Below are 23,580 nucleotides of genomic sequence, written 5' to 3' on the forward strand. Positions count from 1 at the left end.
AAAGAAAGAACAATACAACCTGAACAAATTACAGAAACGCCTGCGTCGTAACGTAGGTGAAGCTATTGCCGATTTCAATATGATCGAAGACGGCGATCGCATTATGGTGTGTCTTTCCGGTGGGAAAGATAGCTACACCATGCTGGAAATCCTGCGGAATTTGCAGCAAAGCGCCCCAATCAGTTTTTCTTTGGTCGCCGTAAATTTGGATCAAAAACAACCGGGCTTCCCGGAGCACATCCTGCCGGAGTATCTGGAACAACTGGGTGTTGAGTATAAAATTGTCGAAGAAAATACCTACGGGATCGTCAAAGATAAAATTCCTGAAGGCAAAACGACCTGCTCTCTCTGTTCTCGTCTGCGCCGCGGCATTTTGTACCGCACGGCAACCGAATTAGGCGCCACCAAAATTGCGCTCGGACACCATCGCGACGACATCCTGCAAACGCTGTTTTTAAATATGTTCTACGGCGGGAAAATGAAAGGCATGCCGCCGAAGCTGATGAGCGATGATGGTAAGCATATTGTGATCCGTCCGCTGGCCTATTGCCGCGAAAAAGATATCGAGCGCTTCTCTGAAGCGAAAGGTTTCCCGATTATTCCGTGCAACCTGTGTGGTTCACAGCCTAACCTGCAACGTCAGGTGATCGCTGATATGCTGCGTGACTGGGACAAGCGCTATCCAGGTCGTATTGAAACGATGTTCAGTGCGATGCAGAATGTGGTGCCTTCTCACCTGAGCGATATTAATCTGTTCGATTTTAAAGGCATCAAACACGGCTCAGAAGTGGTAGATGGCGGTGATCTGGCATTCGATCGTGAAGAGATCCCACTGCAACCAGCAGGCTGGCAGCCGGAAGAAGATGAAAACCAGTTAGATGAGTTGCGTCTGAACGTGGTGGAAGTGAAGTAATAGAGAGGATGCCGTATCCGGCCTACTGGACAAGGTATTACGTCAGTACCAGTAGGCCTGATAAGCGGAACGCCATCAGGCATTCCTACGGGCATTTATTTTAATAAACGAACCCGGCAGTTCTTACCTTTGATCTTACCGTTCTGCAGTTGCTTCCACGCTTTATGTGCTACAGCCTGGCGAACGGCCACGTAGACATGCGCCGGATGAACGGCAATCTTGCCGATATCTGCCCCGTCCAGCCCAATATCTCCGGTCAACGCCCCTAATACATCACCAGGCCGCATTTTAGCTTTTTTACCGCCATCGATGCACAGTGTCGCCATCTCAGCCTCCAGCGGCAGAATTGAACCATTACCCGGTGCGGATAGCCAGTTCAGCTTCAGTTGCAGCATCTCGGACAAAATATTGGCACGTTGCGCTTCTTCCGGCGCACAGAAGCTAATCGCCAGGCCACTGTTACCCGCACGGGCAGTACGTCCAATACGGTGTACATGAACTTCCGGATCCCATGCCAGTTCAAAGTTAACCACCAGCTCGAGCGATTTAATATCCAGGCCACGCGCCGCCACATCGGTGGCAACCAGAACACGGGCACTGCCGTTGGCAAAACGTACGAGCGTCTGGTCCCGATCGCGTTGCTCAAGATCGCCATGAAGCGATAATGCGCTTTGCCCGGCTGCGTTCAGTGCATCACAAACAGCCTGACAATCTTTTTTGGTGTTACAGAAAACCACACATGATGCCGGCTGATGCTGGCTAAGTAATTTTTGCAACAGCGGAATTTTGCCGTGTGAGGAGATTTCAAAGAATTGTTGTTCAATCGCTGGCAACGCATCGACTGTATCAATCTCAATCGTTAACGGATTGTTCTGCACGCGACCACTGATCGCGGCAATCGCTTCCGGCCAGGTTGCAGAAAACAGCAATGTCTGACGTGACGCTGGCGCAAAGCGGATTACGTCATCAATTACATCACTAAATCCCATATCCAGCATCCGGTCGGCTTCATCCATCACCAGCGTATTCAACGCATCAAGGGAGACGGTGCCTTTTTGCAGGTGGTCGAGTAAACGTCCCGGCGTGGCAACAATAATATGTGGGGCATGTTGCAGAGAATCACGCTGTGCGCCAAAGGGCTGGCCACCGCACAGCGTCAAAATTTTGGTATTTGGCAGAAAACGCGCCAAACGACGCAATTCACCGGCGACCTGGTCAGCCAGTTCGCGGGTTGGGCACAGCACCAGCGACTGAGTCTGAAACAGCGCAGCATCAATGTGTTGTAACAGGCCAAGACCAAACGCGGCCGTTTTGCCACTGCCGGTTTTTGCCTGCACACGAACATCTTTTCCTGCCAGGATTGCCGGCAACGCAGCGGCCTGAACAGGCGTCATTTCAAGATAACCCAGCTCATTAAGATTCTCGAGTTGGGCGGCAGGCAAAACATTCAGGGTTGAAAAAGCGGTCACAATTTAATCTCGCGGTAAAAACTCACATTCAGCAGGCGCGTATCCTCGCAGATCTGCGCCCGTGATGCGACAATTTAATCGGCTCTTCATCCGGTGACGGGTCCGGCATAGGTTGCGGACGAGGTATGGAGTCGGGAATCGGAACCGGGTCGGTGGGAACAGTATCGGAATGGGGACGTTGCAACTGCAACGGGGCGAATAAGCAGGTCATATTACCCTCCAGTGAGTCAGACTGACCCTTTTAGGGTAGACGCTGGTTTCCTGCAGGCAAAAAAAAAGCCGACTAATCTAAGTCGGCGTCGTACGAATCAATTGTGCTATGCAGTAATTCAAAAAAGGAAGTAAGACAATATGGAGCGCAACGCCCATCGCTTGACGTTGCATTCACCTGCGAGAGAGATATTGCCCCGAATAGGTAGATGGTTTATTGACCTCGCTCAAAAACTTCGCCGTTTTCACTCACGAAAGTCGATGAAAAACGTAGTTGTTACAACCATTTACTACGATGCAACCATAAAGTAACACCACCAATCAGGACAACTAACAGAATACAGAATAGCGAAAAACCAAACTGCCAGCCGCCACCGGGAATCCCCCCGAGATTGACGCCAAACAGTCCGGTTAAAAATGTGCTGGGCAGAAAAACCATTGCCATCAACGACATGGTATAGGTTCTTCGCGCCAGAGATTCCTGCATAACCTGAGCAATTTCATCCGCCATAATGCCCGTCCGGGCGATGCATGCGTCGATCTCATCCAACCCTCTTCCCAATCTGTCGGCGATATCCTGCATCCGACGTCGGTGATCGTCAGTCATCCACGGTAAACGTTCACTGGCCAGGCGCGCATAAACATCGCGCTGAGGGGCCATATAGCGCCGCATGACTATCAGTTGTTTGCGCAGCAATGCCAGAAAACCGCGAGGCGGGATCTGCTGATCCAGCAGGTTGTCTTCCAGATCGATAATTTTGTCATGCAATTGTTCGATAAACTCACTGGCATGATCGGTTAAGGCATCACAAACATCCACAAGCCAGCTACCACAGTCAGACGGTCCCGTCCCTTCCTGCAAGTCACTTACCACATCATCCAGTGCCAGCACTTTACGCTGACGTGTTGAGACAATCAGGCGTTCATCCATATATAAGCGCATGGCGACAAGCTGGTCAGGGCGTTCGTCGGTGCTGCCATTAATACAGCGTAACGTAATCAGCGTCCCTTCCCCGACCCGGCTTACGCGCGGGCGAGTACTTTCTCCCGCCAGTGCATCACGCACATTATTAGGAAGCAGAGGCGTTGTCGCCAGCCATTGCGCGCTATCAGAATGGGTGTAATTAAGATGCAGCCAGCACGGATGCGCACTGTCGATAACATCGTTGTCTTCCAGCGGTTTCACGCCACCGCGACCATCCAGCAGCCAGGCAAACACGGCATCCGGCACATTAACTTCGGTTCCCTTAATGGCTTCCACAGCGCCTCCATAAACATTCAAACTTTTCGTTAGTCTAGTCTTCAGTATATGTTAAGCAATATCGCATTGTCCCATTATGCTGAAATGATTCATAAAAGTGTTCAAGAAAATAAAAAGCGCCGACGGGTTCGGCGCTGTGGCGAGCAGATGTTGAATCTTAATATGAAGAACTGCATTTAACCCGTTGACGTAGTCCGGAGACAGGAGAATCTCGATGCAAGATCGTGGTTGTTTCGACAGATATATTTTTACTTAAGCGAAATTTATGTGTGCGTGACAGAAGATCATTCACCTGACTTTTCAGGATACCGGACGAATCAGATAACTCATCGACCATGCTGACATTACTTTGCGTCACGTTTTCCAGTTCGGCAAGAGCCTGGGTAATTCTGGTGATCCCGTTTTCCTGTTCCCGTGTGGTTGTTAATATCTCCGCCATCAGCTGATTTAATTGCCCTGCACCACCCACAATATCCTGCATGTTTTTTTCGGCTTCACGTACAACCGCCGCACCCTGCTGGACATTGTGATGCGTTTCATCGATAAGCCGTTTAATACTTTTTGCCGCTTCTGCGCTACGATGTGCCAATATTCTCACTTCACCTGCAACGACAGAAAAACCTTTGCCATGTTCACCAGCCCTCGCCGCCTCAACCGCCGCATTCAATGCCAGAATATTCGTCTGGAATGCAATACCATCTATTAACGCGATAATTTCAGTCATCTGCTGAGCGCAGTCGGTGATCGAGCGCATATTGGTGGCGACCTGCACCATTAAATCGCCCCCCTGGCGAGCAGATTGTGTCGCAATATTTGCCTGGGCGCTCGCCATGTGCGTATTGTCTGCATTATTGCGCGTACTAACCGCTATCTCATCCATATTCGCAGCTGTTTGCATTAACGCGCCAGACTGCTGTTCCGTTTTTACTGACAGTTCAGCGCTACGCTCCGCGAGTTGTTCAGAAAGCGTCATCACGGTCCGCGAAGAGGATCTGATCTCACTGACTAACGTGGAAATATTACTCGCCAGACTGTTAATTCCCGGAATAAGTCTGCCAGCACAATTATTACCGAACTCAGGAATACTCATTGCCAGATTCCCTGCAGTCACCTCTTCAATACTTTCTTTTACCGTATTAATCGGCACGACGAGATATTTTGTCATATACCACCATAAATATAATAGTGAAATAGTACAAACCACATCAGTGCCAATAATGACATTAAATCCTGCAGATAATATTACCTCTACGATATTGAGGGCCACTACGGTACATACCAGAAATAAAGTAATAAACGTCCTGACGCTTATATTATTTAACATTTTAATCCTGCCTGCCAAAGAATAACGCGGAGTATTATTTTTTATAGCACCTGCAATGCAGATTGCCATTCCGCGATACCGAAAGTTCCACTTTCAAAGAGAGCATGCCGCCTTTTCACTTAAAGCACACTATCGCACCACCAGTTTACATTAGTTTGGTTATTTATCCCGCATAAGCTGGCGTTCACGCCAGTTGCCAGACTATTGTCACCCAGTGCACAATGCGAACAAAAATACGCCAAATCATAAACTCGGTGAATGTTTTCATAAGCAAACATCACGTACTCCACCGTTATAGCGGCTCAGACTAATACTGCTGACAGGAAACTAAGAACGCGCCTGGTTTTACCAGGTTAACTGGACAGAATCTGCTAGATTTATCATCACGGTTTTTTATCGATGGGTAGTAAGATGTTGCACGTGTCATGGGACCCTGTACTGATTGGGATTTCCTTTGTTGTCGCATTCATTGCTTCGTTTATTGCCCTCGATAGCGCAGGGAAAGTGGCGATCTCTAATCGTCGGGAATCGACTTTCTGGCGTTTATCTGGCGGGGCAACGCTGGGGATGGGGATCTGGTCGATGCATTTTATTGGCATGCTGGCCATGAAAATGAGTATGCCAATTAATTATCACTTTTCACTCACGGCATTTTCTTTTTTGATCGCTCTCATTTCCGCGACGCTTGCCATCAATATTGCGATATCAGGTCAAACGCTTTCGGCCAGGCGGCTTATTGTTGCAACAAGCCTATTAAGCACCGGTGTTGTGACCATGCACTACGTTGGCATGGTCGCTATCGTTGAACATGTTGCTATCCGCTGGCAGTTCTCACTCATTTTGCTTTCCGTGGTCATTGCCATTATCGCGTCAGGGATCGGCCTGTGGTTAGCTTTTCATTTGCGGCAAAATACCCGACGCGCATTAATAAACCGACTTATTGCCGCTCTGGTAATGGCGCTGGCGATCGCCTCAATGCATTACACCGGGATGGGGGCGGCCACCTTCACGCATTTCGGTCACACTGCGCATGATGGACTGAGCACGCTGGAACTCTCTATCTGGGTCTGCGCCGTCACGCTGGTGATTCTGGGTATTATGCTGGTCATTTCGATGGTGGATTCTCAGCTACGCACCTCAAGACTGGCCGATAATCTGCATCAACTGAACTGCCAGCTTGAGCACCAGGTCCACTTCGATGCGCTGACCGGCCTTGCCAATCGAACGCAAATAGACGTCTGCTTACAGACCTGCCTGCGTCATTCCAAACTGCATCAACAACACTTCGCCCTGGTCTTTATCGACCTTGATCGATTCAAAATCGTAAACGACACCTGGGGCCATCACATTGGCGATCAGTTGCTTATCTCCAGCACACAACGCATATACAACTGCCTTGAGGACACCATGACGCTGGCGAGGCTGGGTGGTGATGAATTTATCCTGCTGGTGCCAAACAGCAACCGGGAAGCAATTTCAGTGCTGATGACCCGTATTGCCAGCGCCGTCAAAGAACCTTTTACACTGTTTGGACATACCATTCGCGTTTCGTTAAGCGCGGGAAGCAGTCTTTATCCCGAACACGGCTCAACGTTACATGAGCTAAAAGTTAAAGCCGATACTGCGATGTATCATGTCAAACAGGCTGGCAGAAACGGCTGGGCGATTTATACCCCAGAGATGGAGGCTATCGCCGATACGCCACCAACGTTCTTGCAGGAACTGTCGCAAGCGCTTGAGCGGAATCAATTTGAATTATGGTATCAACCTAAATACACCGCCGGGGATCGCTCTCTGACGGGTTTTGAGGCGTTGTTACGCTGGCACCATCCTGAACGCGGCATTCTGCTGCCGGCTGAATTCCTGCCCGCACTTGAAGAAACAGGCCTGATTATTCCTGTCGGCACCTGGGTTCTCCAGCAGGCATGCAGTCAATTATATCAATGGAAGTCACAAGGCCACACGGAGTGGACCCTTGCCGTTAATCTGTCACCAGCCCAGTTTGAACAACCTGATATTGTCGATATAGTCTGCAACGCCCTGGCACAATATCAGCTTTCACCAGCACATCTCACGCTGGAACTGACTGAAAGTACGGCACTTAAAAATTTAAAACGCAGCGTAGAAGTCCTGAACGCGTTTGCCGATTTGGGGATCACCGTTTCTATTGATGATTTTGGCACCGGTTATTCAAATATATTGATGCTGAAATCACTTCCGGCACGAGAATTAAAAATCGACAGAATATTTGTCAAAGATATTAGTGAGAACAGCAAAAATACAAAAATCGTGTCTACTATTATAGACATAGCGCACTCTATGAATATGCGCGTTGTGGCAGAGGGTATAGAGACCCAGGAGCAGGAAACGCTGTTAACCCAGATGAGCTGCGGTGTGCTGCAAGGCTTCCTGTATGCGAAACCGCTGCCAGCACATAAAATCTATGACTTGATACAAACTGAAAACGCCACAAAAGTAAAACCAACGGTACAACCCTTGTCTCACCGACAATCAATAACATTGTGAGATTGCATAATTAAAAAAATTCGCCAATAAACCGGCAACACAGCATATGAAGATAACGGGATTATCGATGAGCATAAACGAGCTGCATTCACTGGATTTATTAACCATTCCGGTCTGGATCGTTTCGCCACATACCGAAGAACTGGTGTTCGCCAATACCGTTGCACGGGAACTGATGCAGGCCCCGTGTTTCCCCCCTCTCAGAAAAGGCACATTCTCCACGCACGCACAAAATGATTTACCTATGTATCTTAGTGATTTGCGAAATCATCATGACATTGTGGAGATCCTCACGGTTTACCGCGAAAGCGAGGAAATCGCGCTGGCCTGTCGTTTGTCCATCAGGACGCTTCAGGATATAGGTGATGTTATCCTCTATGAAGGCATTGAAACACCGACAGCGCAAGGTCTGAAAGCCAGCCGCTCTGCCACCTATCAGCGGAAAAAACAAGGATTCTATGCCCGTTTTTTCCAGACTAACTCAGCACCCATGTTGCTTATTGATCCGTCACGCGACGGATTGATTGTGGATGCAAATCTCAGTGCCCTGAATTTCTATGGCTATGATCATGACGTGATGTGTCAGAAGCATACCTGGGAAATCAATATGCTGGGGCGCCATATATTGCCGATAATGCATAAAATTGCGCATCTTCCTGGTGGCCATAAGCCCTTACATTTTGTCCACAGACTTGCCGATGGAAGCACCCGTCACGTACAAACCTATGCCGGTCCTATCGAAATCTACGGCAATAAGCTGATGCTGTGCATTGTTCACGATATTACCGAGCAAAAACGTCTGGAACTGGAACTGGAACGCGCCGCCTTGCATGACGCGTTAACCGGATTACTCAACCGGCGGCATTTTTATCAGATAACTGAGCCAGCGCAGACACACACAACATCGTTAACGCAGGATTACAGTTTGCTGCTAATCGACACCGACCGGTTTAAAAGCATCAACGATCTTTTCGGGCATTTAAAAGGGGATGATGTACTTTGCGCGTTGGCACGCACCCTGGAATCCTGTGCAAGAAAAGACGATCTGGTTTTTCGTTGGGGGGGAGAAGAGTTTGTACTGCTTTTGCCACGCACGTCTTTAGATGCAGCACTTAATCTCGCTGAAGTAATACGCGCGACGGTAGCCAAGGTAAGCCTCCCTGGCCTTCCCCGCTTTACTGTCAGTATTGGTGTGGCGCGACACGAAGCCAATGAAAGTATTGATGAGTTATTTAAACGCGTGGACGACGCATTGTACAAAGCCAAAAATGAAGGCAGAAACAGAGTGCTGGCTGCCTGATGACTACCCTGTCTAGCGACTACGTTTAGCGTGGCGTTCCCAGTTCTCCTGTTTCGCCAGCGCCGTTTTACGTAACGCCACATAACATGCCCCGCTGCCGCCATGATGCGGCAGTGCGGTGCAGAAAGCCTGCACATCATCAAACTCCGTTAACCAACGCGCGACGTAGCTACGAACGATGTTGGCATGGGAGTTATCATCACGCCCCTTACCGTGAATCACCAGGACGTTGCGCAACCCATCCTGCTGCGCCTGTAAAATAAAGCTAAATAGCATCTGGCGGCAGGTTTCAACGGGCTGTCGCACAAGATTAAGGCTTGCTTGTTGCGGATATTTCCCGGTGCGCAGCTTGTCAGCCACGCCATGCTGTAACCCTTCACGACGAAACTCCAGCGGAACGCTCAGCGGGACGATATCCAGAAAACCTGTCGAGAGAAAGTTATCCAGCTGCAGCGTATCAATACGTGCCGGAGCGCGAAGATTACGCGTTGGCTGCCAGTGAACATCGGCGCATCCCTTCAGTGGTTGAACATCCCCCATGGCGTCAAGAAACAGCGATGCATCATCATGGTTCATGTTTCATCCTCCAGCGATTTTACGACGGTCATTATCATAACCGCGCACTATTATACCGACAACGGTTTACGGTTATTTCCAATAACGCACCGTTCGACATTCCTTTACCTCCACAAGTTAAGATCCGTTTTTGGGGGTATAGAAACGACTATCACTGACATGATAATGTGTAACCCCGCCTGTAATGAGAAAAACGGATGCTGAACTTACTTGAAGACATCATTGCAACACCCCTAGGCCCGTTGTGGGTAATTTGTGATGAGCAATTTCGCCTGCGTGCGGTTGAATGGGATCAACATCGCGATCGTATGGAGCAATTACTCGATATTCATTATCGTTCCGAGGGTTATCAGCGTATTGCTGCCAAAAACCCCGGAGGGCTAAGCGATAAGCTGGCAGAGTATTTTGCGGGAAATCTCAGCATTATAGATACGCTTGAAACCGCAACAGCGGGAACCCCTTTCCAACGCGAGGTCTGGAAAGCGTTACGTTCTATCCCCTGCGGGCAGGTCATGCATTATGGACAACTGGCTGAACAACTGGGGCGCCCCGGTGCCGCCAGAGCCGTTGGTGCGGCTAATGGTTCCAATCCTGTCAGCATCGTCGTCCCGTGCCACCGCGTGATTGGACGGAATGGCACAATGACTGGCTATGCGGGTGGCGTGCAGCGAAAAGAGTGGTTATTGCGCCATGAAGGCTATCTGTTACTCTAGAATCCAGGCAATTAATGCCTTATTCATCACACTTCCACACAATGCATCCCAAAATAAAGTGCGGTTAATCAGATAGATACAAACATTCAACTCGCTTATGCCTGAATTATTCTCTATTGGGAGTAGCTCAGGCTTACGTGCTCACCAAAAAGATGTTAAAATTGACAAATATCAATTACGGCTTGAGCAGACCTATGATCCCGGAAAAGCGAATTATACGGCGCATTCAGTCTGGCGGTTGTGCTATCCATTGCCAGGATTGCAGCATCAGCCAGCTTTGCATCCCGTTCACACTTAACGAGCATGAGCTTGACCAGCTCGATAACATTATCGAGCGCAAAAAGCCTATCCAAAAGGGGCAGACGCTCTTTAAAGCAGGTGACGAGCTTAAGTCACTCTATGCTATCCGTTCCGGAACGATAAAAAGCTATACCATTACCGAACAAGGCGATGAGCAAATCACCGGTTTCCACTTAGCGGGCGACCTGGTTGGTTTTGACGCGATTGGCAGCGGTCATCACCCAAGCTTTGCCCAGGCGCTGGAAACGTCAATGGTATGCGAAATTCCTTTCGAAACCCTGGATGACCTGTCCGGCAAAATGCCGAACCTGCGTCAACAGATGATGCGTCTGATGAGTGGCGAAATCAAAGGCGACCAGGACATGATCCTGCTGTTGTCGAAGAAGAATGCTGAAGAGCGCCTGGCGGCCTTTATCTACAATCTGTCCCGCCGTTTTGCCCAGCGAGGCTTCTCTCCGCGCGAATTCCGTCTGACAATGACCCGTGGCGATATCGGTAATTACCTCGGCCTGACGGTTGAAACCATTAGCCGTCTGCTGGGCCGCTTCCAGAAAAGCGGTATGCTGGCGGTGAAAGGTAAATATATCACTATTGAGAATAGCGATGCGCTGGCCGTCCTTGCTGGCCACACGCGTAACGTTGCGTAACCTTCTCAGTTAACCTTCTGTCAAATTGCTAAATTACCCCAATTTAATGGTTTGGCAGAAGGCTCTTCTGCTCTGATTTAATTAAAATATAAAAACTATAAGTGTACTCAATATAAATATTCCCATCATTAATGCTGTCACAATAACTACGGTTAAAAACTCTTTCCTGCCTGGTAGCATAAAAAGCCTCTGAGGTGATTCAATATAATAACCAAACTATTCCATGGTCAGACATTTACTTCTGTAAATAATCCAATATTCTCAGCCAAGATAATGACGCAGGATAGCAGCGGTCAGCACACCAATAGCAACGGTGACAGGCATAGGAAAACGTAAAGCGGCGATCAGTGTTAAACCTAATGCGATAAGATCGGCAGGGTTTCCGGACGCAAAATAAGGTGCGATAAATGCCAGCATGACACATCCTGGCGATGATTTAAGAACGGCCATCGATCTGGGGGATAACACCCGGTTGCGCAATATCATGTACGACGCAATACGTGTCGCATAGGTGGTCAGAGCCATCAGGAGGATGGCGAACAGCGTTTGCTGGTCTGGCATTATTTATCCCCCTGCAACCATGCAACCACTAATCCCACCAACGGACCTGCCATGACATACCAAACACCGGGGACATAATGATAAACCGCAACCGCAACAATCAGGCTGGCAAACCACGGTATCGCTTTGCGAAAACCGCTCCACATGCCCCTGACAAGCACAAGGAATACAGCGGGAAAAGCCATATCAAAACCGTAACGATGAACATCGCCAAGCACAGGGCCGATTAACGCGCCTAACGTGGTACAACCTACCCACATAATATAAAAAGAAAAAGAAGCGGCTAAATAATAAGGCATACTAAAATGAGGAACATTATTAATGCTTCTTTTATATGCATCACTATAACTTAACGCCCAACTTTCATCAGTCATAAAAAAAAGTGCAGGTAAAACTTTACGCTTAGAAAAACGCATCAACAGCGGAACAAGAGTTGCCCCCATCAGAATATGTCTGCTATTAACCAGGAATGTAACTGCCATAATAAGAAAAATATGGGGAGGTGAAGTCCAGATTTGTATTGCTGCAAATTCAGATCCACCAGCGAAATTTAATCCCGTCATTAGCGGAACAGCTAAACCATTGAGTCCTTTATGGCTGGCCTGGGCCCCCAAAACCAGAGCAAAAGGAATCACGCCAAGTAAAACGGGAAAACCGTCTTTCAACCCACGGACAACGTCTTTTCTAATACTATCAATAGCTGTCGGATCATCTGCAGATCCTGCGCCATCTATACTTTCACTCATACTTTTCACACTCATACCCGATGCCTGTTCTGACCCATTTTGATACTGGCGTCAGAATAGAATGCGTGACACTATTAGTAAATATAAATAGTGTCACATTACACTTATGGTGATCCGATGCGTGAGCGTTCTCCCTGGCAGCCAAGACTGTCCAGCAATGCGACATCTCCAACAGAACAATTAGTTGAGGCCCTGGCCGAAGATATCCTCTCAGGATCGCTTCAGCATGGCGCCCGCTTACCAGCCCACCGTAATTTAGCGGACACATTGGGTATCGGGCTTGGCACCGTAACGAAAGCCTATGGGATCCTTGAGAAACGTGGACTTGTCAGAAGTGTGAAAGGAAGCGGGATGTTTGTAGCACTAGCAAATTCGCGTGGTCAGACCGTCATCGATTTGTCGCAAAATACCCCCCCGGCTGCGCTAAGCTCGCGTTCACTCAGCGCGACACTTTCGGCAATCGCTCGCCGTCCGGATATGGACATGTTCAACACCTACGCGCCAGCAGCCGGCCATGACGAACACCGTCGCCTGATGGCTCGCTGGTTCAACAGGCTGGGAATGCCCGCTGATTATCGCCAACTCATTATTACCAGCGGAGCGCAACATGCGCTTTCAGTGGCGTTATCAACGGTATGCGAACCTTTTGGGACACTTTATGTGGAGGCGCAAACGTATTCCGGACTGATCCAACTTTCACGGCTGTTAAAACTGAGACTGGTTGGCATCCCGATGGATGACGAAGGGATGGATGTTTCAGTATTGGAGAAAATGCTGGATGCCAGCGATGACAAACGCAGTGCGGTATATGTCACTCCCCTGCTACAAAGCCCTTCGACGCGCATAATGAGTCTTGCCCGGCGAAAAGACCTGATACGCGTTTGCCGTGCAAACGCATTATTTATTATCGAAGATGATGTCTATCGACTCACCCGTAATATTGAACTCCCACAAATTGCCCGATTAGCACCGGATATCACTTTGTATGTAAATAGCTTATCTAAAATACTGAACCCCACGTTACGCATCGGCGGACTTCTGCTGCCTGAACAGCTATATTCCCGAGCTGAATCGATGCTCAGAGCAACGGCAATGATGGTTTCCCCGATAAGTTGCGCGATCATGGAGCAATGGTTACTTGATGGTACAGCGGAAACCGTAACCTCTGCGATAGAACACGAAACAATTCGCCGCTATGAATTAGCCTTTTCTATTTTAGGTGAGCATCTTTATCGCTCCGGGCATCCCAGCTTTCACCTCTGGTTGCCACTGGCTCGCGAAAGCGTACAGCCGTTCTACGAAGCAGCCTTAGCGGCAGGGATCAAAGTTACCTCACCCGTATCAACAGAGGTCAACCCGTTATCCGAGCAGTCAGGTATCCGACTGTGCATTGGTGGGCCGGAGATCGAACAACTTCACCGGGCACTCTTAACTCTTAAAGAGATTGCCGGGCAGTTGAAACGTCCACGCGTCCAAACTTTTTCCGTGTAGCGCGCAAGCACAATAGAAACAACGGAAAATGGTTTAAATTGAGCGGGATGTGGGGAAAAGCTGGAGATTTCCCCAGTTTATTGATCTGGCAAGAGGTTCTCCCCTGTTTCAATCCACATTATTGGGTTACTCTTTTAAATACAAACTGCGGTGACAGTTGTAAGGAGACCCTGTATGGCTATGTATCAAAACATGCTGGTAGTCATCGATCCAAACCAGGACGATCAACCAGCATTACGGCGAGCTGTTTATTTGCATCAACGGATTGGTGGCAAAATTAAAGCCTTTTTGCCGATCTATGACTTTTCCTACGAGATGACCACCCTGCTGTCGCCGGACGAGCGTACGGCAATGCGTCAGGGGGTCATCAGCCAGCGAACTGCATGGATACGTGAACAAGCGAAATACTATATCGAAGCAGGGATCCCGCTTGATATTAAAGTGGTCTGGCACAACCGTCCCTTTGAAGCCATCATCCAGGAAGTGATCAGCGCTAAGCATGACCTGGTGCTCAAAATGGCACACCAACACGATCGCCTTGAAGCCGTGATTTTCACACCAACTGACTGGCATTTGTTGCGTAAATGTCCAAGCCCGGTGTGGATGGTCAAAGATCAGCCGTGGCCGGAAGGTGGTAAAGCGCTGGTAGCGGTGAACCTCGCCAGTGAAGAGGCATATCACAATGCACTCAACGAAAAACTGGTCAAAGAAACGTTGCAGCTCGCAGAACAGGTTAACCATACCGAAGTACACCTGGTGGGCGCCTATCCTGTAACGCCTATCAACATTGCGATTGAGCTACCTGAATTTGATCCCAGCGTGTACAACGACGCCATCCGTGGACAACATCTGCTGGCCATGAAGGCATTACGCCAGAAATTCAGTATTGATGAAAAAGTTACACACGTTGAAAAAGGATTGCCTGAAGAGGTCATCCCGGATTTAGCTGAGCATTTACAGGCGGGTATCGTGGTACTCGGCACCGTTGGGCGCACCGGCATATCAGCTGCGTTTTTGGGGAATACCGCAGAACAGGTTATCGACCATCTGCGTTGCGACCTGCTGGTTATCAAACCGGATCAGTACCAGACCCCGGTTGAACTGGACGACGAAGAAGACGATTAATCCTGCAGCAAAATGCCGGATGGCGATGTCATCCGGCATGACATGTTCTTAGTGCTTCTCCTCGCCTCCGAGGAAATAGATACCGAGCGGAATAGCCAGCAAAATAGTAAAAACCATACTGTAGACGCAAATCATTGCGGATTGAATGGCATACATCGAAGCTGTCCAGTCGGAAAGCGGAATGTCATACTGTTCAATGACGCCACCAATCGTCGCGCGCGTCACAACCGATGCCGCAATAATAAATACCCCAAGCAGACATAACAGAAACTTCCGTCCCTTCGCTGTCTTCAGCTTAGCCATGATCATAATATCGTCCTTATGCAGATGAATACCGTGTTACTTTGCAGCAACAATACCATGACATCAACTCACTGTCTGCTACATACGCCACACTCAAACTTGACATGCGTACTATTCGCCTGAAAATAACGCTGATTGTATTATTTCGCTCTCCTTTTGATGAATGATCTGACAGCCTGAACTAGGTAAAATATCCGCTGATGAAGGATGTCAGATGATATTTAGCTAACACGGAGTGACCTGGGAGAATCATGATCGCTGAACTGTTTATAAATAATGCGTTTAATTTAACGGTAATTCTCAGCAGCTGTGCAGCGTTAGTCCTGATGAGCGTGTGGTTTCATCGTAGTGAAAAACACTGCAAAGGATTCATATTCCACGCAGCACAGTTTTTTGTTTATGCCATTATCATTGGTACGTTTGGCACTATTGCGAATAACGTCATCGATAGTTATAAGCTGAAATTTATCTCCCCAAGCGTGGTCGACTTTATCTGTACCTCGTTGATTGCGTTGATCCTGACGATAAAACTCTTTCTGGTCATCAACCAGTTTGAAAAAACGCAGATTAGTAAGGGCAGAGATATCACCAGTGCGAGGATCATGTCACGCATCATTAAGATTACGATCGTCGTCGCCATCATCTTGCTGTACGGTGAGCATTTCGGCATGAGCCTGTCAGGGCTGTTAACGTTCGGCGGCATCGGCGGTATCGCTGTCGGTATGGCAGGTAAAGATATCCTGAGCAATTTTTTCTCTGGCATTATGCTCTACTTCGACAGGCCGTTTAGCATCGGTGACTGGATCCGCTCTCCGGACCGAAATATCGAAGGTACGGTAACGGAAATCGGCTGGAGAATGACCAAAATAAACACCTTCGACCACCGTCCGTTATACGTGCCGAACTCAATTTTCTCTTCCATCAGTGTAGAAAACCCGGGGCGGATGAGTAATCGACGAATCAAAACGGTGATCGGGTTACGTTATGAAGATGCTGATAAAATTGGCGCAGTTGTCGAGTCGGTCAGAAAAATGTTGCAAAATCATCCCGGAATAGATCAAAAACAAACCCTGCTGGTCTATTTTAATGAATTTGCCGATTCATCACTGAATATCATGGTGTATTGCTTCACGAAAACCACCGTGTGGCAGGAGTGGCTTGCTGTACAACAAGATGTGTACTTGAAAATTATTACAATAGTTCAGGAAAACGGTGCTGACTTTGCGTTCCCCAGTCAGACGTTGTATATGGATAACGCCGAGGCACAACCTTCTGCCCACTAACCAAAATCAAGACGCGGATACCCGCGTCTTTCATCTGTTCGCTGTCTGCTGAAAGCACAACATCACTGCCCCCGGGCGTCTGGCATCAGCTTCTTTGCCAGGCGACCGCGTGAATAACGTAACATCAGCCCCCAATGCTTTAGCAATCTTGATCGCCATGTGTCCCAGGCCACCCAACCCAACAACAGCGACTTTACTCCCCTGCCCAACCTGCCAGTGACGCAACGGCGACCATGTGGTGATACCGGCACACAACAACGGTGCAGCACCACGTAAGTCGATTCCTTCCGGCACCTTCACGACGAACAAAACTGTGCGGGACCAGATCTTCTTTCACCGCCAGCGCGGCATAACCCTTCACGTTCATGGCTATTTCGATCTCCTCAGAGATAAAGTGCACCTCAACCAGCATAGCTCAGGGCAACAGGTTGTACTCGGCGTCAGCGACCGGCTCCAGCCATTCATTCGATGCGCCTGCTACCGGGATTTCTACCGCAATATGGGCAAACCAGCTATCACGTGCAGCTCCGTGCCAGTGTTTCATTCCCGCCGGAATATGAACCACATCACCCGTTTTCAGTTCTCGCGCAGGTTGATTCCACGCCTGGTACCAGCCTCTGCCGCCAGTCACCAGCAGAATTTGACCGCCCTGATGATGAATGTGCCAAAAATTACGGCAGCCAGGTTCAAATGCAACGTTACCAATCACCACTCCTTCCATTGAAAGCATGGTCAGATAGCTGGTCCCGGTGAAGTACTTCGCATAGGCTTCATTTTTCTCTCCCCGGGGAAAGACGCTGTTGCCATCAAATTGTTCGTTCATCATGACTCCTGCTGGGGTATTAGCTAACGGAATTCCTTAAATACATTCATCAAGAACTGCACGGGCATTTTCCGCAATCTCAGCACCACAGTGCTGCTTAAGTAGCGCAGTAAACGCGATAAGTTGCTCAGGGCGGAACCCAACATTCAGGCTGATCGCGAAGTGACTTTTCAGTTGGCTGTTCACGCCGCCCAGTACGGCTAACGCAGAGACGGTTGCCAGTTCACGAGTCGGCCAGTCCAGTACATCGCGCTGAAAAATATCGCCAAACAGATGTGCTTTAAGCCAGGTATCAATGGCAGGGGCAAAATCAAACAGCGGACCGCTAACCGGCTGTCCAACCAGTTGGGTTTGCGTTTGGCTCCCCGCCAGCAGGCTGTTCCAGTCAACAGCTAACCCTGCATTAAGCGCTGCCTCCAGCTTATCTGGCTGTCCTGTGGCAGTGAATGCTGCAATGGGGACAACTGCCAGTTGTCTGGCATTCAAATGATTTGACATGTTCGATTCTCCGGGGAGGCGACAGTCTCTGCCGCCGAATGCTGAAAACGCAAAAATTATAGAGGCTCAGCGTATCGACGATTAGAGGGTTAAATAAGGACAAACCAATGAAGACAAGTCATGAATAGCGCTATTCACAATGAGGCAGTACAGCGCTGTCCGTCACATCCACTTGCGGTGCATCCAATTTCACGGGCCAGCGACTCATATGCTGGATAAACTCGACACATGAAAGATATTTTTTACGGCAGCCGAAACGCTGAAGTTCAGAGAGGCTGCCGCAACACTCGGTCTGGCCACCCAACAAATAACCCGAGGTATTACTGAACTACAGATCCTGCGCGGGCAATTTTGTCATCCGGACTGATCTACGTATTACGCTACAATCTCGATTAAATTACCGTCGGGGTCCTGAATGACGGCCTCGTAATACCCGTCACCGGTGGTTCGCGGTCCGGAGACCAGGATGCCCTGTTCTTTTGCGCGTATAGCCAGAGCATCAACATGCCCCGCGCCACCAACAGAGAGAGCCAGATGCACCCATCCTGAAGTGTTATTGTCAGGTACAGGGTGGGTCAGTCCCGGTTTGGTCATTAACTCAATCGCAATGTCCTCACCAATGTTGACGAAATAAGATTCAAACCCGGGATTGGTTTTGCTGCAGTATTTTTCGTTTATCACACCATCAAAAAACGACACCCAGAACCGGGCTTGTCGTTCAAGATCCCGGGTCCATAAAGCCATGTGTGCAATTTTCATCGCGATCCTCTTATCGTTTACTCTGAACGGTACGCCCCCGTTAAGGGATATTGACATCCTGCATTATAATGCAGGATTATGCACGTTATTGCTCGATGTTTATTTTTATGGAGTTCTCATGCTCGATTACGCTGCATTCCCGGATCAACGCCAGGCGCTTATCTATCAGATCCTGCAGGAAAACGGCAGAGTGATCTGTACTGAACTGGCCGTCCGTTTGGGGGTGTCAGAACATACGATCCGCCGCGATTTACAAGAGTTGTGTAAAGAAGGTGTTTGCAAGAAAGTCTATGGCGGGGCTGTCATTTCACTACCAGAGTCAGCTGACATCACAGTACGCAAGAATATTAATACCGCGAAAAAGAGCAGCATCGCGCAAAGATGTGCCCGGCTAGTGAAATCCGGAAGCTGTATTTTTATCGACACAGGAACAACCAACCTGGCAATGGCTGAAGCCCTTCCCTCTGAGCTTGCATTAACCGTCGTGACAAATTCACCTGATATTGCCGCCGTACTGCTGAAAAAACCGCTATTCGAGGTCATCATGTTAGGTGGGCCAGTGCAGCGATCGTCCGGTGGGTGCGTAGGTCCGACAGCCATTGCCCAGGTACAGGATATTTTATTTGATCAAGGTTTTATTGGTGGTTGTGCGATGGCACCGGAGTCCGGATTAACCGGGTTTGATTACGCCGATTGTGAGTTTAAAAAAGCGGTAATTAAGCAGTGTAACGAAACTATCGTCGCACTGACGGCGGATAAGATCCCTGCCGTCGCACGTTATGTTGTCACCGCCAGCAGTAACATTGATGTCATTGTCGTGGAGGAAAACATCAGCAAACAGTACGGCACCGCTTTTCAGGCGCATGACATCCGCATTTACACCGTATAACGGTGGCGCAGTCTTTTTACGTGTAAATTCAACGGAATATCACGGTGCTAAAAGTGGCGCCAGCCGTCAATGGGGTAATGGCTGACAGATAGTCCAGGCGAATTCTATGATGGTGTTCATGGCACTCCACAAGCAAGAATTCCTCTTTGTCTGCTGTGGTGCATGTCGTCACGGCCCTGGCATCAAAGTGTTCCCCGGTAGTCAGTTCAATGCGCAGCAAATAGTGATAAAGACAGGCAATCTCCAGATAGTCATGCAGATCGCAATCGACAGGATGGTACTTTTCTGCCGCACACATAAATCCCCCCTTCCCTATGTCCACGCCGGTTCGGGAAATAGCTCACGCGACTTCCCGAACATGCGACGCTATTTCAGCGCTTCGATAGGTGCGCCAAAGTTGATATGCAGCACATTACCGTCGATTACCAGAGCGGGAACAGACTTCACTCCGATTCGCTCCGCCTCTGCAACGTGATCGGGTTGTTCTCCCAAATGAATAACCTCGATTTCCACATCCGGGGACAGATACTGTAGCAGTGTTTCTTCTGCGGAAACGCAAACCGGGCAACCAGCATGATAAAAACGGGCTTTGGTCATGATACCTCTCCTTTAAATTATAGTATCGAATCGATACTATAATTTATGCTACGCCAGTTTTATGCTTTGTCAATATAGTTTTTAGTCGATACTATATGCCGAGGAGGATTTTGTTATGCATGATATGTCGCTTTTTGACGTACTGGACCGACTGTCTGGTCTGACGCGGATGTGGTTTCGCCAGCATCCTTTACTGGCGGATCTTCAGCCAGTACAGCTCAGTGCGTTGATGTATCTCGCACGCTGTAACCGCTACTCCAATACGCCTCTCGCCGTGACGGACTACCTCGGTCTCACCAAAGGAACGGTGTCACAATCGCTAAAGTTGTTGGAATCAAAAGGACTGGTGGTACGCACGCAGGATGCCAGGGATAAGCGTAGCGTTCATCTGCAGCTCACCGAGTCGGCCAAAAATTTGCTGGATGCCCTGCTTCCCCCCTCATTTTTGATGACGGGCGAATCTGCGATGGGTGAACGCGCGGGTTTACTCAAGGAGCTACTCTTCGAATTTCTGCGGGGCATTCAGCGCACCAGTAATGTGCCGGGATTTGGTCTGTGCCAGAGCTGTCGGTTCCACCAAAAAGTAAATGGTCAGGGATTTTGTAATTTAACGAAAGAACCGTTGAGCGAGGATGATTCGATGTTAATTTGTCGGGAGCATCAGCCCCCGGACGTATGATCTTCTCTGTTATAGTGTCTTCATGTGGCCGGGTTGCCGCTTTCCAGGATAACCACTCGCTACAGGCATTTGACACGGCGATATTACGGTAGCCGCGTTCCCACGCCATATCGTCAACAATTTCTGCGGATTACGTATGTTGCAGGTGGTTCAGATCCCGTAGCATCCGCTTGAGACATTTGACTTTATTTTTATCTCGTATTGCCGCTGAAAACTTACTGAGCTGAAAAAACGTTTTGTCACCAAAACCATCAATGACTTTGAAACAATATTCCTGGCGCGTGGCATCCCAGGCGTAGACGATGTTTTTACAATGCAGGGAGTTAATAATGACACCGGTACTGACAAACCACGCTAAAAAAACATTCAACTTCTGCAATTTGCTGGCATCAAGTTCTTTGTTCAGGGCAAGCTGATAAAGAGTTTGTGCGATGTGACCATGCTCATCACATTCCTTAACCGTGAGTTGCCCTATTCCTTTATTTGTTTCAACAAGTCCTTCAATTTTTTGCATATAAAATGCGTCTGTTTGGTGACTCAACTTACATTCTTTGATGTCCCGAAAGACCTCACGTAGCTTGCTTTTATATTTCGCAATGCCTGGAATCACGATTTTGACCAGCAGTTTACTATCCTGTGGATGCTGGAAGACGTAGCGATCGTTACCTCGTGCCAGCAAGTCTTCATCTTTCAATATAAGTATTTGTTTCATAATATTTTTTATTTTTACCCTACGTGAAATGGAGTTGCCTCAACGAAGAGTTGTCTCAGCCAAAAAATATTGTGTATCTATCTATTTCAATGGTTGTTAAACAAATAGCGTATTCATCCAATAAATAACTTTTGTAGTGACGTACTGAAGCAAAGTAACGGTGGATGTGCAGCAGGTTGAACGCCAGGAGATACTGTTGGAGAAACCCACGCCAGCTTTGTTTTTTTGATGTTGTTAACGAAGGTAAACAGCGGAAGGTATTCAACTAAGCTTCATTCACCGTGACCTATGGTGCTGCCACCAGAGGCCGCTCGCGAATGGATGAGGCCGGATGTTGGAGGGGAAAGAAGCCGAGGACATTGCAGACGATGGTTTCGTGCCAGTTACAGAATTGATATGACAGGACGTAACACGTACAGGCAAGAATGTAAAAATTAGGGAGCCAAACTACGTTGCGTCAGATAACCAGATTAAACCCTGCAAGGGAAAATCACTATGGATATCTTTCATACTAACTCCCAACAAATTGATTAAAAATCCACAGCAATACAATAATCATTATTTTTACATCAACCCAAAATCATTAACAATTCAGAGAGACGGTATCTGCCGATACTTCAACACTGTTCAAGAAATATAGATGACTCACTATGATGTTTATGCTCACCCTGTAGGTAATTTTTATACATCGTTGCAACATCAACACCGTAGATAACCGCTACCTGCGTTCTCTCCGCTGTGCGCCAGAAAACGACACCCGGACAATTAAAATTGAAACTCCTGCACGCCACAAATTTATCGTTCAGATGCCGGAATCGTTTGTACAGAGTTGGTATTTCGACGTCAATAATGAGAATAACCCTGTAGCGAGTCACATTCATCGCTAACAATCTTCCGGTCGGTCCCCACTGTTCACAGGCCAGATTTGGCCGGAACCCCTCGTGCAGTACGAGGTTAAGGTACCAATGATTCAGGCGGAAACACTCTGCCGGCGCAGATGCCTGATCCCCAAAAGCATTGGTCCCAGAAGCGCAAAAGAGAAAACCAGAATAATCAGCTCAGGAAGCCAGAATGTAGAAATAATTATTAATACTATAATTTCCCAGTTGTGCAATTTTCCCGGTTTTTCGTACGTCATCAAGACATAAAATGTTGCAAAAAGACACAAAGCAAAAAGTGCGTAACAAATAGTAATCAAAAACATTCATAATCCTTTGTTTATAAGCTAGTAACTGCACTTACAAGTCAGAGCATGTCAACCCTGCGAAATATACAGCTTTTCCCTGCTGTTTAGTAGTCCCTTGAAACACCAGGAAATAGATGTCCGCGCAGAGAAGAAACAGGTTTAAGTATGTGTCTGGCACGGATACTAACGTTACGATAACTGGGCTCTGGTCAGGTTACTATGCCGATTACATAAGGCTTCTCTGGAGAAAATCCCGATGATTCAACAGGTAATGGCGTCACTGTAGGTAGTGGGAATTTCTTACAAAGTACCAACAAAGTTAATTCTAAGCCACATGCAATCCATATTGGTTTTTACACTGCAAATAACCATAGTCACAATCTGATAACCTGGCCAGATACCATCAGTAGCTTAATCAGACTAAAATCTAACCACATACATAAACACATGACATAATATTAATAAACATTAATTCATTGAGATTATGGCAATCATCGGCCATATCAGGGCCATGCCCCCCGGCAGTTTCGAATACCTTGCTCGCCAGTTAACGGCCCTTAAGTACTGTCGCCAGGGTTGCACGGCTTTTTTTTCTTCAAATATAACATCAGATTATGCAGGCTAATATAGCTGGCCGTTCTTTGTTGGGTTTCGACAATATTTTGTTTATCCACAATGCACAAGCTAAG

General features: G+C 48.1%; 24 protein-coding genes and 3 pseudogenes. 11 read left to right on the top strand and 16 right to left on the bottom strand.

Annotated features, from left to right (window positions below; all coding sequences use genetic code 11):
* Window positions 1-913: tRNA 2-thiocytidine(32) synthetase TtcA (gene ttcA, locus JTI85_RS12270; RefSeq protein ID WP_219351568.1), on the top strand; the 913-nt coding region annotated here is incomplete at its 5' end.
* A 95-nt stretch (window positions 914-1,008) separates the two neighbouring features.
* On the opposite strand, the gene dbpA is transcribed toward ttcA, so the two are convergent.
* The 4 genes and pseudogenes from dbpA to JTI85_RS12285 form a co-directional block, all read right to left on the bottom strand.
* On the bottom strand, window positions 1,009-2,382 hold the full coding sequence (dbpA, locus tag JTI85_RS12275; RefSeq protein ID WP_219351570.1) for an ATP-dependent RNA helicase DbpA: 1,374 nt from the start codon (window positions 2,380-2,382) through the stop codon (window positions 1,009-1,011).
* Between the two features lie 28 nt (window positions 2,383-2,410).
* Window positions 2,411-2,539, bottom strand: a pseudogene (locus JTI85_RS21765) (hypothetical protein); the annotation flags it as partial.
* 330 nt (window positions 2,540-2,869) lie between these two features.
* Window positions 2,870-3,853: a zinc transporter ZntB gene (gene zntB / locus JTI85_RS12280; RefSeq protein WP_061067982.1), complete on the bottom strand. Its 984-nt coding sequence runs from the start codon at window positions 3,851-3,853 to the stop codon at window positions 2,870-2,872.
* Window positions 3,854-4,010: 157 nt separating this feature from the next.
* The gene (locus JTI85_RS12285) at window positions 4,011-5,177 is read right to left on the bottom strand and encodes a methyl-accepting chemotaxis protein (RefSeq protein WP_233609601.1); all 1,167 of its coding nucleotides are present in this window, start codon (window positions 5,175-5,177) and stop codon (window positions 4,011-4,013) included.
* Between the two features lie 411 nt (window positions 5,178-5,588).
* Between JTI85_RS12285 and JTI85_RS12290 the strand changes: the two genes are divergently transcribed.
* Together JTI85_RS12290 and JTI85_RS12295 are read left to right on the top strand one after the other, a co-directional pair.
* Complete coding sequence (locus tag JTI85_RS12290) at window positions 5,589-7,703, top strand: bifunctional diguanylate cyclase/phosphodiesterase (RefSeq protein WP_219351571.1); 2,115 nt, start codon at window positions 5,589-5,591, stop codon at window positions 7,701-7,703.
* 67 nt (window positions 7,704-7,770) lie between these two features.
* Entirely contained in the window at window positions 7,771-9,003 is a 1,233-nt protein-coding gene (locus JTI85_RS12295) for a sensor domain-containing diguanylate cyclase (RefSeq protein ID WP_048211544.1), read from the top strand.
* A gap of 12 nt (window positions 9,004-9,015) precedes the next feature.
* Here JTI85_RS12295 and smrA read toward each other — a convergent pair whose 3' ends face one another.
* Complete coding sequence (gene smrA, locus JTI85_RS12300) at window positions 9,016-9,579, bottom strand: DNA endonuclease SmrA (RefSeq protein ID WP_219351572.1); 564 nt, start codon at window positions 9,577-9,579, stop codon at window positions 9,016-9,018.
* 197 nt (window positions 9,580-9,776) lie between these two features.
* Here smrA and ogt point away from each other — a divergent pair, with 197 nt between their 5' ends.
* Together ogt and fnr are read left to right on the top strand one after the other, a co-directional pair.
* Window positions 9,777-10,292: a methylated-DNA--[protein]-cysteine S-methyltransferase gene (ogt, locus tag JTI85_RS12305; protein WP_048211542.1), complete on the top strand. Its 516-nt coding sequence runs from the start codon at window positions 9,777-9,779 to the stop codon at window positions 10,290-10,292.
* Between the two features lie 194 nt (window positions 10,293-10,486).
* On the top strand, window positions 10,487-11,239 hold the full coding sequence (fnr, locus tag JTI85_RS12310; RefSeq protein WP_003020397.1) for a fumarate/nitrate reduction transcriptional regulator Fnr: 753 nt from the start codon (window positions 10,487-10,489) through the stop codon (window positions 11,237-11,239).
* A 261-nt stretch (window positions 11,240-11,500) separates the two neighbouring features.
* Here fnr and JTI85_RS12315 read toward each other — a convergent pair whose 3' ends face one another.
* Window positions 11,501-11,800 (bottom strand): AzlD family protein, encoded by a 300-nt coding sequence (locus JTI85_RS12315; RefSeq protein WP_061067985.1) that lies wholly within the window; start codon window positions 11,798-11,800, stop codon window positions 11,501-11,503.
* Window positions 11,800-12,561, bottom strand: coding sequence for an AzlC family ABC transporter permease (locus JTI85_RS12320; RefSeq protein WP_233610545.1), 762 nt, complete (start codon window positions 12,559-12,561; stop codon window positions 11,800-11,802). The genes JTI85_RS12315 and JTI85_RS12320 overlap by 1 nt, the downstream gene beginning before the upstream one ends.
* 75 nt (window positions 12,562-12,636) lie before the next feature.
* Between JTI85_RS12320 and JTI85_RS12325 the strand changes: the two genes are divergently transcribed.
* Together JTI85_RS12325 and uspE are read left to right on the top strand one after the other, a co-directional pair.
* Window positions 12,637-14,037, top strand: coding sequence for a PLP-dependent aminotransferase family protein (locus tag JTI85_RS12325; protein ID WP_255574754.1), 1,401 nt, complete (start codon window positions 12,637-12,639; stop codon window positions 14,035-14,037).
* Between the two features lie 174 nt (window positions 14,038-14,211).
* The gene (gene uspE, locus JTI85_RS12330) at window positions 14,212-15,162 is read left to right on the top strand and encodes a universal stress protein UspE (protein WP_005126626.1); all 951 of its coding nucleotides are present in this window, start codon (window positions 14,212-14,214) and stop codon (window positions 15,160-15,162) included.
* Window positions 15,163-15,210: 48 nt separating this feature from the next.
* On the opposite strand, the gene JTI85_RS12335 is transcribed toward uspE, so the two are convergent.
* A complete protein-coding gene (locus JTI85_RS12335; RefSeq protein ID WP_048211538.1) occupies window positions 15,211-15,471 on the bottom strand; it encodes a DUF2534 family protein in 261 nt (86 codons plus the stop codon).
* A gap of 245 nt (window positions 15,472-15,716) precedes the next feature.
* On the opposite strand from JTI85_RS12335, the gene JTI85_RS12340 reads away from it, so the two are divergent.
* Window positions 15,717-16,748, top strand: coding sequence for a mechanosensitive ion channel family protein (locus tag JTI85_RS12340; protein WP_048211537.1), 1,032 nt, complete (start codon window positions 15,717-15,719; stop codon window positions 16,746-16,748).
* A 22-nt stretch (window positions 16,749-16,770) separates the two neighbouring features.
* Here JTI85_RS12340 and JTI85_RS21435 read toward each other — a convergent pair.
* The 4 genes and pseudogenes from JTI85_RS21435 to JTI85_RS12360 form a co-directional block, all read right to left on the bottom strand.
* Window positions 16,771-17,054: pseudogene (locus tag JTI85_RS21435) on the bottom strand (zinc-binding dehydrogenase); the annotation flags it as partial.
* 109 nt (window positions 17,055-17,163) lie between these two features.
* Window positions 17,164-17,571 (bottom strand): cupin domain-containing protein, encoded by a 408-nt coding sequence (locus JTI85_RS21440; protein WP_048211535.1) that lies wholly within the window; start codon window positions 17,569-17,571, stop codon window positions 17,164-17,166.
* Window positions 17,572-17,607: 36 nt separating this feature from the next.
* Window positions 17,608-18,069, bottom strand: a complete 462-nt coding sequence (locus JTI85_RS21445) for a carboxymuconolactone decarboxylase family protein (protein WP_121584702.1) — start codon at window positions 18,067-18,069, stop codon at window positions 17,608-17,610.
* A gap of 375 nt (window positions 18,070-18,444) precedes the next feature.
* Window positions 18,445-18,828: a VOC family protein gene (locus tag JTI85_RS12360; RefSeq protein ID WP_048211533.1), complete on the bottom strand. Its 384-nt coding sequence runs from the start codon at window positions 18,826-18,828 to the stop codon at window positions 18,445-18,447.
* Between the two features lie 118 nt (window positions 18,829-18,946).
* On the opposite strand from JTI85_RS12360, the gene JTI85_RS12365 reads away from it, so the two are divergent.
* Entirely contained in the window at window positions 18,947-19,717 is a 771-nt protein-coding gene (locus tag JTI85_RS12365; RefSeq protein WP_116360040.1) for a DeoR/GlpR family DNA-binding transcription regulator, read from the top strand.
* 28 nt (window positions 19,718-19,745) lie between these two features.
* Here JTI85_RS12365 and JTI85_RS12370 read toward each other — a convergent pair whose 3' ends face one another.
* Both JTI85_RS12370 and JTI85_RS12375 read right to left on the bottom strand, forming a co-directional pair.
* Entirely contained in the window at window positions 19,746-20,015 is a 270-nt protein-coding gene (locus JTI85_RS12370; RefSeq protein ID WP_040231149.1) for a Rho-binding antiterminator, read from the bottom strand.
* Window positions 20,016-20,083: 68 nt separating this feature from the next.
* Window positions 20,084-20,314, bottom strand: a complete 231-nt coding sequence (locus JTI85_RS12375) for a glutaredoxin domain-containing protein (protein ID WP_048211530.1) — start codon at window positions 20,312-20,314, stop codon at window positions 20,084-20,086.
* 115 nt (window positions 20,315-20,429) lie between these two features.
* Here JTI85_RS12375 and JTI85_RS12380 point away from each other — a divergent pair, with 115 nt between their 5' ends.
* Complete coding sequence (locus JTI85_RS12380; protein WP_219351573.1) at window positions 20,430-20,993, top strand: MarR family winged helix-turn-helix transcriptional regulator; 564 nt, start codon at window positions 20,430-20,432, stop codon at window positions 20,991-20,993.
* Between the two features lie 130 nt (window positions 20,994-21,123).
* Here JTI85_RS12380 and JTI85_RS12385 read toward each other — a convergent pair whose 3' ends face one another.
* On the bottom strand, window positions 21,124-21,705 hold the full coding sequence (locus JTI85_RS12385; protein ID WP_048211528.1) for a YrbL family protein: 582 nt from the start codon (window positions 21,703-21,705) through the stop codon (window positions 21,124-21,126).
* Window positions 21,706-21,990: 285 nt separating this feature from the next.
* Here JTI85_RS12385 and JTI85_RS21450 point away from each other — a divergent pair.
* Window positions 21,991-22,102: pseudogene (locus JTI85_RS21450) on the top strand (SOS response-associated peptidase); the annotation flags it as partial.
* A 573-nt stretch (window positions 22,103-22,675) separates the two neighbouring features.
* On the opposite strand, the gene JTI85_RS12390 reads toward JTI85_RS21450, so the two are convergent.
* On the bottom strand, window positions 22,676-22,909 hold the full coding sequence (locus JTI85_RS12390; RefSeq protein WP_048211527.1) for a hypothetical protein: 234 nt from the start codon (window positions 22,907-22,909) through the stop codon (window positions 22,676-22,678).
* Between the last annotated feature and the right edge of the window lie 671 nt (window positions 22,910-23,580).

Origin of the sequence: Citrobacter sp. Colony219, assembly GCF_019382635.1 — a bacterium.
GTDB lineage: Bacteria > Pseudomonadota > Gammaproteobacteria > Enterobacterales > Enterobacteriaceae > Citrobacter > Citrobacter youngae.